The organism is Gordonia sp. SCSIO 19800, assembly GCF_018132775.1.
GTDB lineage: Bacteria > Actinomycetota > Actinomycetes > Mycobacteriales > Mycobacteriaceae > Gordonia > Gordonia hongkongensis.
Genome location: NZ_JAGRQM010000004.1, coordinates 244379 through 256818, shown reverse-complemented (window position 1 = coordinate 256818; position 12440 = coordinate 244379). Strand labels below are relative to the sequence as shown.

12 protein-coding genes are annotated in these 12440 nt (G+C 68.2%); 5 read left to right on the top strand and 7 right to left on the bottom strand.

Annotation, left to right across the window (positions count from 1 at the left end; translation table 11 throughout):
* Window positions 1-658 precede the first annotated feature (658 nt).
* Window positions 659-1414, bottom strand: coding sequence for a hypothetical protein (locus KB201_RS06985; RefSeq protein WP_058251097.1), 756 nt, complete (start codon window positions 1412-1414; stop codon window positions 659-661).
* Between the two features lie 396 nt (window positions 1415-1810).
* Between KB201_RS06985 and acs the strand changes: the two genes are divergently transcribed.
* The 3 genes from acs to KB201_RS06970 all read left to right on the top strand — a co-directional run bounded on the left by acs (window position 1811) and on the right by KB201_RS06970 (window position 5497).
* Window positions 1811-3751 (top strand): acetate--CoA ligase, encoded by a 1941-nt coding sequence (gene acs / locus KB201_RS06980; RefSeq protein WP_058251096.1) that lies wholly within the window; start codon window positions 1811-1813, stop codon window positions 3749-3751.
* A 168-nt stretch (window positions 3752-3919) separates the two neighbouring features.
* Window positions 3920-4429: a phage holin family protein gene (locus tag KB201_RS06975; RefSeq protein WP_058251095.1), complete on the top strand. Its 510-nt coding sequence runs from the start codon at window positions 3920-3922 to the stop codon at window positions 4427-4429.
* A gap of 3 nt (window positions 4430-4432) precedes the next feature.
* Window positions 4433-5497 carry an alpha/beta fold hydrolase gene (locus tag KB201_RS06970; protein WP_078111776.1) on the top strand — a complete coding sequence of 355 codons (1065 nt, stop codon included), beginning with the start codon at window positions 4433-4435 and terminating at the stop codon, window positions 5495-5497.
* Here KB201_RS06970 and KB201_RS06965 read toward each other — a convergent pair.
* The 4 genes from KB201_RS06965 to nth all read right to left on the bottom strand — a co-directional run bounded on the left by KB201_RS06965 (window position 5412) and on the right by nth (window position 8825).
* Window positions 5412-6605, bottom strand: coding sequence for a MarP family serine protease (locus tag KB201_RS06965; protein WP_065630682.1), 1194 nt, complete (start codon window positions 6603-6605; stop codon window positions 5412-5414). The genes KB201_RS06970 and KB201_RS06965 overlap by 86 nt on opposite strands.
* Window positions 6602-7438 (bottom strand): CoA pyrophosphatase, encoded by an 837-nt coding sequence (locus KB201_RS06960; RefSeq protein ID WP_211538700.1) that lies wholly within the window; start codon window positions 7436-7438, stop codon window positions 6602-6604. Before KB201_RS06960 ends, KB201_RS06965 begins: the two co-directional genes overlap by 4 nt.
* Window positions 7435-8055 (bottom strand): TlpA disulfide reductase family protein, encoded by a 621-nt coding sequence (locus KB201_RS06955; protein WP_249145213.1) that lies wholly within the window; start codon window positions 8053-8055, stop codon window positions 7435-7437. Before KB201_RS06955 ends, KB201_RS06960 begins: the two co-directional genes overlap by 4 nt.
* A gap of 80 nt (window positions 8056-8135) precedes the next feature.
* Complete coding sequence (nth, locus tag KB201_RS06950; RefSeq protein ID WP_223258841.1) at window positions 8136-8825, bottom strand: endonuclease III; 690 nt, start codon at window positions 8823-8825, stop codon at window positions 8136-8138.
* Between the two features lie 333 nt (window positions 8826-9158).
* Here nth and KB201_RS06945 point away from each other — a divergent pair, with 333 nt between their 5' ends.
* On the top strand, window positions 9159-9422 hold the full coding sequence (locus KB201_RS06945; protein WP_058251089.1) for a hypothetical protein: 264 nt from the start codon (window positions 9159-9161) through the stop codon (window positions 9420-9422).
* Window positions 9423-9601: 179 nt separating this feature from the next.
* Window positions 9602-10276 (top strand): Crp/Fnr family transcriptional regulator, encoded by a 675-nt coding sequence (locus tag KB201_RS06940; protein WP_004022089.1) that lies wholly within the window; start codon window positions 9602-9604, stop codon window positions 10274-10276.
* Between the two features lie 65 nt (window positions 10277-10341).
* Here the strand turns inward: KB201_RS06940 and KB201_RS06935 are convergent, their stop codons facing one another.
* Entirely contained in the window at window positions 10342-11163 is an 822-nt protein-coding gene (locus tag KB201_RS06935; protein WP_078111781.1) for an MBL fold metallo-hydrolase, read from the bottom strand.
* 77 nt (window positions 11164-11240) lie between these two features.
* Window positions 11241-12383, bottom strand: a complete 1143-nt coding sequence (locus tag KB201_RS06930) for a flotillin family protein (protein ID WP_058251087.1) — start codon at window positions 12381-12383, stop codon at window positions 11241-11243.
* Window positions 12384-12440: the final 57 nt, after the last annotated feature.

Genomic DNA, 12440 nt, shown 5'->3' with positions numbered 1-12440 from the left:
TAACCAGCAGATCGAATCAGACGCCCGTTCCGGGCGCATATTCGGGAATCGCGATTCAGGCCCGCGAAACGCGCAACGTCTTTGCAACGTTCCCGCTCGAGGCCGCCGAACTCCGAATCGGCCACCTACCACCCCCGAACCAGCTGCCGATTGCGTCGAAGATGGTGCGTCGCAGAGCGTTTCGCTGGCATCCGCAAGTCGTTCAACATTCCGGCGCGGAACGCTTGATGTGATCGGCATCACGGTGTAGAACAGTGGTTACGGAATCTCGGAAGGCCAAGTTCGATCCGGAAGAGAAGGAACGAACCCCCACGCCGAGCACTTCCCAGCACGGGCGGCAAGCACCCACGCGGAGCACGCCGCATATGGCAAAAGTGTTGTGCGCCTGCGACATCACAGTCAGGACGACCGACCGCCACCACTCGATGCGCCACCGCCTTCCTCTCGTGAGGCGCCAGGCCCGAGAGGAATGGCCCACAGCTGGCAGCACGTGGACGGTCAGTAATCCCGACTCGCGATCAATCGCCGAGGCGGTGACCACAACCCACCAAGCACGCTTGGTAACTTGAGTCCGTGCTACGCGGGCGGCAACCGCGTCGTTTACGACGCCGGCGGCCGCCGGCAGTGCTGTCCGGGCCGGGTTCGAGACCTCGCGAGACTAACCAGACCGGGCCGCGTCCGCGATCGACTTCGCCTCGGCCGCACCGGCTTCCAGGGCCTCGCAGCAGAAGATGATCCAGTCCCGCAGGCCCGACTCGGTACCAGCCCCGAAGTTCGTAGCCAACGTGCGATACTCGCCGACCCGCTTGAACCAGGTCACCTCCGGCACGCCGAGGCAGTGCGGGTCCAGCCCGGTCGCGGCGCCGACGAGCCGAGACGCGGCACGAGCGACGACACCGTTGGCAGCGGGGAAGGCGTCCACCGCCAGCAACTCGCCGTGCACCACCGCCACGAGCACCGGCGCCGGAACCGAGGTGGCGCCGGTTGTCAACTGCCCCAACAAGTTGAGACGTTCGGCGACATCCGTCCCGCTCCGGGGCCGCCCGAGATCTTCCGGGTCGTCGACGAGGTCCGCGGCGGCAAGGGTGTGCAACCTCGCCAGCGCTTGCGCGGGTGCCCGGCGGATCACCGAGGTGAGTGTGACCAGCGAATCGCCGTCGAGGGCCTGCGACACCCGCATGGCGCCGGCCAGGATGGGGTCGTCGAAGTCGCCGTCGCGTCGGAGCTCGACACTTCCACCGTCGATCGCGGCCGAGGACCGGCCCGCCCGCCACGACGCCTCGGTGGCGGTCTTGTCCCATCCCCGCAGGTTGGCGGGGTGCCGGTGCACTGCGGACAGGGCATCCCGTGCTCGATCGGCGGCGGCGACGACGCCGGGCAGCTCCAGCAGGGGCATCAGTGGGTCGGTGGTCACGCACCGACGATAGTTGCGGCCGCGGACCGCTCACCAGGTCGCCCTCGGTCCGGTCGATCAGGGCTACCGATTCGGACACCCGCGGCGCTCAACCGAATAGATACCGATGATCCATTGTTAGTCACCGTTTCAGATATTGCGCACCTGTAATTGTTCACGGTGTTCGTCAGTTGACTGACTGAAACGCATCGCTCCGACGTCGGCGCGGGGTCCACAGGGCATCGCGACCGTTCGTCGCCGCCCACCCGCCGTTCGTCGCCAATCGGCCGCGCTCACATACCGGACGGTTCCACCCTAGACCGCGACGTGACTACGCTCACACTGATTGCCCGTTCTGACGCCAGGTCACCCTACTGTTGAGTGACCGCCGTCGACAGCGAAAGGCCCTTGTCACCGATGTCCTCCACCGTCCAGGCATTTCCTCCCTCCGACGAGTTCGCCGCCCAGGCCAACGGCACCGCCGAGATGTATGACCATGCCGATGCCGACCGCCTCGAGTTCTGGGCCGAGCAGGCCCGGCGGCTGGACTGGGCCACCGAGTTCACCACCACCCTCGACTGGTCCGACGCCCCGTTCGCCAAGTGGTTCGTCGGAGGCAAGCTCAACGTCGCGGTCAACTGCGTGGATCGGCACGTCGCCGCAGGCAAGGGCGACCGCGTCGCCATCCACTGGGTCGGTGAACCCGGCGACACCCGCGACCTCACCTACAGCCAGCTGCTCGCCGAGGTCAGCAAGGCCGCCAATTACTTCTCGTCCATCGGGCTGGTCGCCGGCGATCGCGTCGCCATCTACATGCCGATGGTCCCCGAGGCCCTGATCTCGATGCTCGCCTGCGCCCGCCTCGGCCTCACCCACTCCGTGGTCTTCGCCGGCTTCTCCTCCGGAGCGCTGCGCTCCCGCGTCGACGACGCCGAGGCCAAGCTCGTCATCACCACCGACGGGCAGTACCGCCGCGGCCAGCCGGCGCCGTTGAAGACCCAGGTCGACGAGGCGCTCGGCACCGGCGACGACGCCGCGAAATCCGTCGAGAAGGTCCTCGTCGTGCGTCGTACCAACCACGACCCCGACCTGAACTGGGTCGAAGGCCGCGACGTGTGGTGGGAAGACACCGTCGACGAACAGTCGGACACCCACGACGCCGAGGCCTTCGACGCCGAACACCCACTCTTCCTGCTCTACACCTCGGGCACCACCGGTAAGCCCAAGGGCATCGTCCACTCCTCCGGCGGTTACCTCACCCAGGTCAGCTACACGTTCCACTACGTCTTCGACCACAAAGAAGGCCGCGATGTCTTCTGGTGTGGCGCCGACATCGGCTGGGTGACCGGCCACTCCTACCTCGTCTACGGTCCGCTCTCCAACGGCGCTACCGAGGTCGTCTACGAGGGAACCCCCAACTCCCCCAACGAGCACCGCCACTTCGAGATCATCCAGAAGTACGGCGTCACCATCTACTACATCGCGCCGACCCTGATCCGCACCTTCATGAAGTGGGGACGGGAGATCCCCGACGCCCACGACCTGTCCAGCATCCGGCTGCTCGGCAGCGTCGGCGAACCGATCAACCCCGAGGCCTGGAAGTGGTACCGCGAGGTCATCGGCGGCGACTCCGCGCCCATCGTCGACACCTGGTGGCAGACCGAGACCGGCGCCATCATGATCTCGCCGCTGCCGGGCGTGACCGCGACCAAGCCGGGATCGGCGATGAAGCCCCTGCCCGGCATCAGCGCCAACATCGTCGACGACCAGGGCAACCCCGTCGGCGCCGGTGAGCAGGGCTATCTCGTGCTCGACCAGCCGTGGCCGTCGATGCTGCGCGGGATTTGGGGCGACGACGAGCGCTTCCGCGACACGTACTGGTCACGGTTCGCCGAGCAGGGCTGGTACTTCGCCGGCGACGGCGCCCGCTACGACGAGGACCACGCACTCTGGGTCCTCGGACGCGTCGACGACGTCATGAACGTCTCCGGCCACCGCATCTCCACCGCCGAGGTCGAGTCCGCGCTCGTCGGGCACTCCGGTGTCGCCGAAGCCGCGGTCATCGGCGCCGCCGACGAGACCACCGGCCAGGGCATCGTCGCCTTCGTCATCCTGCGCGAGGGCGTGGAGAACACCGGGGACCAGCTGATCGCCGAACTGCGCCAGCAGGTGTCGGTGGAAATTTCGCCGATCGCCAAACCCCGCGAGATCAACGTCGTGCCCGAACTGCCCAAGACACGCTCGGGCAAGATCATGCGCCGTCTGCTCAAGGACGTCGCCGAAGGCCGCGAACTCGGCGACACCTCCACCCTCGTCGACCCGTCGGTCTTCGAAGCGATCCGCGCGAAGAAGGCCTGAGGCCGTTCGAGTTCTCCAGGGCCTGCCGACCTGAGGTCGGCAGGCCCTGCCCGTCTTCGCGCCACGCCATTCGATGGGTGGCTCGCCACTCCATTCGACGGGTGGCTCGCCACCCGGATCGCCCGCGCATGGCAACATATGGCCATCAGCCGAACAACGGAGGATTCTGTGAGCCCCAACGAGCACGGCCTGCCCGACGCGGGCCGGGACTCCGTCCCGTCGATCCCGCTCTCCGACGCCAACGCCGGCCGCAACGGCGAGCCGACGATCGGAAGCCTGGTCAAGGACGCGACCGCCAGCGTCTCCACCCTGTTCCGATCCGAGGTCGCGCTGGCCAAGGCCGAGCTGGTCACCGAGGCCAAGAAGGCCGGCGCGGGCACCGGGCTGCTCATCGTCGCCGGTGTGATGGCGCTCTACGCGAGCTTCTTCTTCTTTTTCTTCCTCGCCGAACTGCTCGACGAGTGGGTCTGGCGCTGGCTGGCGTTCCTCATCGTGTTCCTCATCCTGGTGGCGGTCACCCTGATCGCCGCGTTCGTCGGATACCTGTTCTTCAAACGCGTGCGCGGACCCGCGAAGACGATCGAGACGGTCAACGAACTGCCGACCGTCCTGCCCCACCGCGGCTCGGCGCACGACACCACCACGCACCCGAGAATCCCGCCCGCCCGCGAAGGGTGATCCGTGAGCGAGGAGCCCGACCCCTCGACCGTTCGTCTCCCGGGTGATTGGGAGCATCTCGACGTCCGCGCCAACGGAGTCCGTTTCCACGCCGTCCAGCCCGCCGGCGTTCCCGCCGACGACCGCCCGTTGGTGCTGCTGCTGCACGGATTCGGCGAGTTCTGGTGGAGCTGGCGACATCAGCTGACCGCGCTCACCGACGCCGGCTTCCGCGCCGTCGCCGTCGACCTCCGCGGCTACGGCGACACCGACAAACCACCGCGCGGCTACGACGGCTGGACCCTGGCCGGCGACACCAACGGCCTCGTCCGCGCGCTCGGACACACCCGGGCCACCCTGATCGGACACTCCGACGGCGGCCTGGTCTGCTGGGCGACCGCCACGCTGCACCCGCGCGTCGTCGACCGGATCGTCGTCATCGCGTCCCCGCACCCCCGCGCCCTGCGTCGACGCGTGTTGCGGGACAAGGCACAACGCGCACAGTTCTTACCTCTGTTCCTGCGCAACCAGATCCCCCGCCTCGGTGAACGGCAGGTCACCCGCGACGACGCGGCCTTCGTGTCCGACTACTTCGCGGAACGGTCGTCTGCCCCCTGGCGCGGTGAACCCGACTACGCGCACACCGTCGAACTCAACCGGTCGGCCATGCTGATCCCCAACGTCGCGCACTGCAGCCTGGAGTACCGGCGCTGGGCGTTCCGTTCGCAGTTCCGACCCGACGGCGCCCGCTTCATGGAATTGATGGACCAGCGGCTGCATCTCCCCGTGCTGGCCCTGCGGGGCCGCGACGACCCGTACATCCTCGACGACGCGATGGCCGACAGTCACCGATGGGCCGCGCACCAGACGTATCGGCAGGTCGAGGGCAGCGGCCACTTCGTCCATCAAGAACAACCGGCCGCGGTGACCGACCACATCCTCGAGTTCCTACGCCACGAACCCGCACCCACGCCTGACCGCGCGCGCCGATCGGCCCGCGAGGTCAGGCGAGGACGCAGCGTTGCGTACTCACCCGCTCGCTTCGTCGCTCGGATTCGTCGAAGTCGGAGCGCACCTGACGGGCGGTGAGCACGAAACCGGTCTCGTCGGCGGCATTCTCGGCCGCGCCGAAGACCACACCGAGCACCTCGCCGTCCGAATTCAGCAGCGGCCCACCCGAATTGCCCTGCCGGATCAGACCACGGACGGCGTAGACCTCACGGGTCACCTGCCCGGTCCGGTAGATGTCGTCACCGGTGTGGGCGAAGACCGCACGCACCCGCAGCGGGCTCACGTAGAACGGTCCGGCCTCGGGGAAACCGAGTGCGATGGCGTCGTCCCCGGTCGACGCGGGGCGTGAGGCGAACCGCAGGGCCGGCGCCCGGAGGCCCGGGACGTCGAGAACCGCGATGTCGTTCTCGCTGTCGAAGAGCACGACGCGCGCCGGGAGCTGCGCCCCCGTCGAGGTCTGGACCTCCAGCCGTTCGGTGCCCGCGACCACGTGCGCGTTCGTCATGACGCGCTCCGGAGAGACGACGAACCCGCTCCCCTCGAGCGCCTGCCGGCAGCTCGGTGCCACGCCTTCGATCTTCACCACGCTGGGACGCGCCTGCGTCACCACCGGCAGTTCGGCCAGCGCCTGATCGGGAGGGTCGACGTTCGTCGACGGGGTGCTGACGAACGGGAGCTTCGGGAGTCCCGAACTGTCCAGGAGCGCCTTGAAGTCGTCCGGGATGTCGTCGACCCACTGCGGTGACACCGCGTCGACCCCGGTGAGCACCTTCGAGTCCCGAACCGCCCCGGCGATGGCCGGGTCGGCGGACTCGCGAAGCGGGATCGCCAGCAGGCCCGCGGCCAGCAACACCGCGACCACCTGTAGGAGCGAGCCGACTCCGCTGTCGACGGCGCGCAGCCCGGGCGACCGGATCCCACCGCGAGCCGCACGTCCCAGAACCATGCCGGCCACCTCGCCGACGACCACGAGCACGACCAGCACCAGAATCCCGGCGAGCACCCGCACCTGCAGATCGTCGAACTGCTCGATCAGGCGGGGCGCGAGCAGCAGACCGGCTACGGCGCCGAGTGCGACTCCGATGAACGCCAGGGCCGAGGCGACCGCACCCGACCGGTACCCGCTGGCCGCCGCGAGCAGGGCGATGCCGATCACGATGATGTCGACCCATGTCGAGCCGGTCATCGGGTACCTCCGGGCTCGGCGTTGCCGGCGTCGACCACGTCGCGGTCGTCCGGGTGCAGCTCCGCGAACCCGGATTCCTGCCGGCTCCCGGCGAGCTCGATCATCTTCTCCAGCGAACGAACGTCGGCGGAGTCCCACGGACGGTCCCAGCCGGACACCTCGCTGATGGCGGCGATGAGCCCACCCGTGAATCCCCAGACGAGCAACTGGTCGACGAAGAACGCGGGCCCCTTGTAGACGATGCCGACCGCCTTGCGGCGGACCTGGAACCGGTTGTCCGGGTTCAGCAATTCGCGCAGATTGATCCGGTCCACGCGCGCGGTCTCGCCTTGGTCGACGACGCGCACCTCGCTCGGGCGGTGCCAGTAACCGATCACCGGGACGACGTCGAAGCCCGAGACCCCGACGGGAAAGCTCGGCAGGGTCGCGAGGATGGTCACCCCGGATGCGTCGAGGCCGGTCTCCTCGGCCGCCTCGCGCAGCGCGGTGCCCACCGGGAAGTCGTCGCCGGGATCGGCCGCGCCCCCGGGGAACGCGACCTGCCCGCTGTGCTGGCGAAGTGTGGGAGCGCGCTCGGTCAGCAGTACCTCGGCGTCGGCCGGCACCCCGCCGGGATGATCGTCGGCCGACTCCCACGAACCCGAGAACAGGATCAGAACGGCCGCCGACCGGGAGTTCGTCGGCAACATCGACGCCCAGCGCGATCGATCACCGCCGCGGTTGTCGACGCTTGTCGTGACGGCGGTGACATCGCCGGTCAACGCCCGCAGCCACGGCGGGATCTCGTCCCGCGGGACCAGCGGTCCCGCATCGGCGCGCGAACGCCCGCTCATATCCGCACGCCCAGATGCTCGGCCACCGAATCGGCGATCTCCTCCGGACTGTCGAAGACACCGGGATAGACCTCGGCGACCGTGCCGTCGGGTCGAAGGAAGACGGTCGACGGGAACACCCTGGGCGCGTTGATGGCCGCGGCCACCTTTCCGTCGAGGTCGAGCACGGACGGCAAGCGGACTCCGATCTCGGTGAGCAGCGTCAGCGGGAAGAACGGGTTGCTACCGCCTTCCTTGGCGTGCAGGGCCAGCACGGTGACCCGGTCGCCGGCCCGCGCGGCGAACTCCTCGAAGTAGGGCAGCTCGGTCTTGCACGGACCGCACCACTGCGCCCAGACGTTGATGACGAGCGGCCGGCCGGCCGTCGAGGCACCGAGGTCGTAGGGCGCTCCGGTGCTCAAGCAGGGTTCGACGACGCCGTCGAGGACGGAGTCCGGCGATTCCGGCAGTCCGGTGACCGGGCAGTCCGGCAGGTCGGCGGTGCTGCGCGCCTCCGCCAGACGCGCCTCGTCCACCGGCGCATCGATCGGGCGGACTCCACTCGACGAGGGCGGTGCGCTCGACATCGGCGCCGGATCGTCCCCGCGCGGCCAGATCGCCACGATGAGCGCGATCATCACGACCACGAAGACCACGGTCCATCGCGCGGCGGGCGGGAAACGAGAACCCCGGGGCGACGCCGGGCCGCTTGGTTCGCTCACGGGGCCGCGATCCCGGCCAGCGCGAGGAGATGCTCGGTCTCCGGCCCCTTCACCAGGGCCGCGGCCTCGGTCTTGTCCATCGGTCCGGTGCCCACCGACGGACAGTCCTTGGCGAGGACGCACACCCCACACGCCGGCTTGCGCGCATGACACACCCGTCGGCCGTGGAAGATCACCCGGTGCGACAGGTCCGTCCACTCCCGCCGCTCGATCAGCTCGCCGACGGCGTGCTCGACCTTCACCGGATCGGTCTCCTCGGTCCACTGCCAGCGCCGGACCAGGCGGCCGAAGTGGGTGTCGACGGTGATGCCGGGCACACCGAACGCGTTGCCCAGCACCACGTTCGCGGTCTTGCGCCCGAACCCGGGCAGCGACACCAGATCCTTCAGATTGTCTGGGACCTCCCCGTCGAACCGCTCGACGAGCGCCTGCCCGAGTCCGATGATCGAGTTCGCCTTGTTCCGGTAGAAGCCGGTGGGTCGGATCATCTCCTCGAGCTCGGTGCGGTCCGCCCCGGCATAGTCCGCGGCCGTCCGGTATCTGGCGAACAGCGCGGGGGTGGTCATGTTCACACGCACATCGGTGCACTGCGCCGACAGGATCGTCGCCACCGAGAGCTCGAGCGGGTCGGTGAAGTCGAGTTCGCAGTACACGTGCGGGAAGGCGACCTGGAGGGTCCGATTCATCCGCCGCGCGCGCCGGACCAATCCGAGATGGGTCTCCTGCTTGCGTGCCGGGGTCGGTCCCGCGGCCGCAGACTTGCGTGCGCTCACCTGATTCAGGTTAGCGATGCGCACGGCGAAGCCCGATTCCGCTGGCCCCCGACACGGGGCGAAGCACTCTCACACACCCCCTGAATGGAACATCACCGCAGGTCAGAACCGCGTGTTCGCCCTGGGAGAAGGGCTGGTCACGGCCACATCGGCGTGCTCACGCGCAACCTACGGTCAGGTAACAAGTCAATGACGGCGGCCCTCTCGATGCGGTTCCGGGCGGGTCGATTGTGTTTACTTGTCCCCATGCACGGTCTCGCGGCGCTGCTGTTCCCGGCTGTACTCATGTTGTTCGCCATGGGCATGGACAAGGTCCAGTCCCGGATCGACCGCTCGGCGGTCTCACGCGATGAGGTGGAGGACTTCCTCGACTCGGCCGACGCCCAGAACGTCCAGACCCTCGCCCGCGAGGGCATGCCGGCCGCGCTCGACGAACTCCGCGACCGACGGGTCACCCGTCACGAATCAGCGGTGTCCGGCCACACCGAATCGCCGCAGCGGGCCAGCTGACCGGCCGTCGCCGCCCCCGCTTCCGTACCGCCCGACCACCGCGTCGACACTCCGCCAATCGGACACACCCGCAATGAGCTTCCAGTGACCCATCCAACACATATGCTTGTGCGCGGGGTAGCGTAGCCAACGGCGCGATCTGACGCGGGCTGTAGAGAGATTCGAGAAAGGTTCCCTAGGTGGAAGAAGTACTGGCGCGGGCGGGCATATTCCAGGGCGTCGAGCCCTCCGCCGTCGCGGCGCTGACCAAGCAGCTTCAGCCCGTCGACTTCCCTCGCGGACACGTGATCTTCCACGAAGGCGAGCCCGGCGATCGGCTCTACATCATCATGTCCGGCAAGGTGAAGGTCGGCCGACGCTCGCCCGACGGACGCGAGAACCTGCTGACGATCATGGGCCCGTCCGACATGTTCGGCGAACTCTCCATCTTCGATCCCGGCCCCCGTACCTCGTCGGCGACGACGGTCACCGAGGTCCGCGCGGTGTCGATGGACCGTGACGCGCTGAAGGCGTGGATCAAGGACCGTCCGGAGATCGCCGAGCAGCTGCTGCGCGTGCTGGCACGCCGCTTGCGCCGCACCAACAACAACCTCGCCGATCTCATCTTCACCGACGTGCCCGGTCGCGTCGCCAAGCAGTTGCTGCAGCTTGCGCAGCGCTTCGGCACCCAGGAGGGCGGCGCGCTGCGCGTCACCCACGACCTGACCCAGGAAGAGATCGCCCAGCTCGTCGGCGCATCGCGCGAGACCGTCAACAAGGCGCTCGCCGACTTCGCCCAGCGCGGATGGCTGCGCCTCGAGGGCAAGAGCGTGCTCATCGCCGACTCGGAGCGTCTCGCGCGCCGCGCGCGCTGACTCGAGTTCACCACGAAGCCGCTCGCTCCTCCAGGAGCGGGCGGCTTCGCTCCTCCCTCGAAGGGTCAGGCCTCGCGCAAATACTCCAACTGCGCCTTCACCGACATCCGCGCGGCGGGCCACAGCTTCTTGTCGACGTCGGAGTACACCTTGCGCACCACTTTCATCGGCTTCGCGTCGCGGGCCGAGACACCCATCGTGTCCAGAGCGGCGACGATCTGGTCGATCCGCTCCTCGCGATGCGCCTTGTAGTACCGCGCGACGGGGCCCAGATCGGGATGGTCCGGACCGTGCGCCGGGAGGAGTGCCGCCCCTTCCCCTTCGACGATCAGGCGGTTCAGCGAGTTCAGATAGTCGCGCAACCCGCCGTCGGCGGGATCGAGCACGGTCGTGCCACTCCCGAGGATCGTGTCGCCGGTCAGGACCGCACGTTGTCCGTCGTGTTCGACGAGGAAGCTGACGGAATCCCCCGTATGTCCCGGGGTGAACAGCACCGTGATCCGCAGACCCGCGGCCTCGATCACCTCACGATCCCGCAGTGGCGCCCCGTTGCGGCAGTGCTTCTCCAACCGAGCGCGTACCGGCGCACCCGTGCGCTTGTGCAGGCGCGACACCCCGCCGGTGTGGTCGAAGTGCCGGTGGGTCACCAAGACCAGTGCGACCCCGGGCAATTCGGCGAGGCGCCGGGCGTGGTGTTTGTACTTCGGCGGTCCCGGGTCGACGACCACGCATTCCTCGCTGCCGGGAGCGCGCAGCACGTAGGTGTTCGTGCCGTCGAGTTCCATCATCCCGGAGTTGTCGCACAGCAGGACCGACGCGAAGGGGGTCACTTCCCGCAGCACCCCGTAGGCAGGGTGCGTGGGTGCGGCGTCGTTCGGTGAGCTCATGGTCCCCGAGCCTATCCACTCGGTGCGGAGAACCGGGCGAAGCCCGACGATCCGACCACGCCGAGTCGATCCCCGGGTCAGACCCCGCCGACCGTCGCACCGTTCACGGACTGCTCGCCGGCCGAGCCGTCGACCACCGTGGGCGCCACCTGATCCTGCAGGCTGCGCAGCAGCGCGGCACCCTGGGTGATCACACCGGTCATGATCTCGTTGACGCCCTCGGCCCCGTTGTACACGGTGAGGTTCGCGGTGCTGAGGCCCTTGGCGACCTCGCCGACGAGCGTGGGCAGGGCCTCGATGAGCTGCTGATCGAGGGCGATGCGGTTGTGCTGTGCGGCGGCCGCCGACTGGATCTCGACCGCCTTGGCCTCCGCCTCGGCGATGATCTGTCGTCGTAACGCCTCGGCCTCGGCCGGTTTCACCACTTCGGAGATCAGTTCCTGCTCACGCAGTTCGGCCTGCGCCTGCGCGAGCACGGACTGTTCGCGGATGACCTCCTGGTTGACCCGCGCCTGCGCGAGCGGACCGGCCTGGGCGGCTTCGGCATTGGCCTTGTCGGTCTCGGCCTTGATCGCAGCCCGCTTGATCGCGGTCTCCCGCTCGTAGTCGGCCTGGTTCCGCAGCGACTCCTGCTGCGCCTTCGCCGACTCCTGGTCGGCGCGAGCACGTTCGACCGCCGCCTCGCGCTGCACCTTGGCGATGTTCGGGGCAGCCAGCGCGTTGATGTAACCGGAATCCATGTCGTCGATCGACTGGATCTGGAACGAGTCGACGACGAGACCGATCGATCCCATCTCACGCTTGGACGCGTCGAGCACCTGACGGGCCAGGGTGTCGCGCTCGCGGATGATCTGCTCGACGGTCATCGAGCCCACGATGGAACGCAGGTGACCCGAGAAGATCTGTCCGGTCAGCTGATTCATCTCGTTCTCCTGCTCGGAGATGAAGCGCTGTCCGGCGTTGACGATCGACGCCACGTCGTTGCCGACCTTGTGGGCGATGACCGCCCGCACGTTGAGTTGGATGCCCTGGGTCGTCACACAGACCTCGCGGATCGTCGCTTCGTGCAACGCCATCGACAGGAAACGGACCTTCCGGAAGAAGGGCATGACCCACTTCCCGTGCCCGACGACGACCACGAACGGCGCATCGTCGAAGTCGGACTTGGCGCCGGAGATCAGCATCGCCTCGTCGGGTTCGGGAACGTAGTAGCCGAGCATGGTCTCTCCTCGAGCGGCGGGCGATATGTATCGACGTCAGATCCTGCCGCATCCGGG

What these genes read in the sequence shown, in the direction of transcription:
- acs (WP_058251096.1), top strand. Translation starts at nt 1,811, where the DNA reads ATGTCCTCCACCGTCCAGGCATTTCCTCCCTCCGACGAGTTCGCCGCC.
- KB201_RS06965 (WP_065630682.1), bottom strand. Translation starts at nt 6,605, where the DNA reads ATGACCGGCTCGACATGGGTCGACATCATCGTGATCGGCATCGCCCTG.
- KB201_RS06960 (WP_211538700.1), bottom strand. Translation starts at nt 7,438, where the DNA reads ATGAGCGGGCGTTCGCGCGCCGATGCGGGACCGCTGGTCCCGCGGGAC.
- KB201_RS06955 (WP_249145213.1), bottom strand. Translation starts at nt 8,055, where the DNA reads ATGATCGCGCTCATCGTGGCGATCTGGCCGCGCGGGGACGATCCGGCG.
- nth (WP_223258841.1), bottom strand. Translation starts at nt 8,825, where the DNA reads ATGAATCGGACCCTCCAGGTCGCCTTCCCGCACGTGTACTGCGAACTC.
- KB201_RS06945 (WP_058251089.1), top strand. Translation starts at nt 9,159, where the DNA reads ATGCACGGTCTCGCGGCGCTGCTGTTCCCGGCTGTACTCATGTTGTTC.
- KB201_RS06935 (WP_078111781.1), bottom strand. Translation starts at nt 11,163, where the DNA reads ATGAGCTCACCGAACGACGCCGCACCCACGCACCCTGCCTACGGGGTG.
- KB201_RS06930 (WP_058251087.1), bottom strand. Translation starts at nt 12,383, where the DNA reads ATGCTCGGCTACTACGTTCCCGAACCCGACGAGGCGATGCTGATCTCC.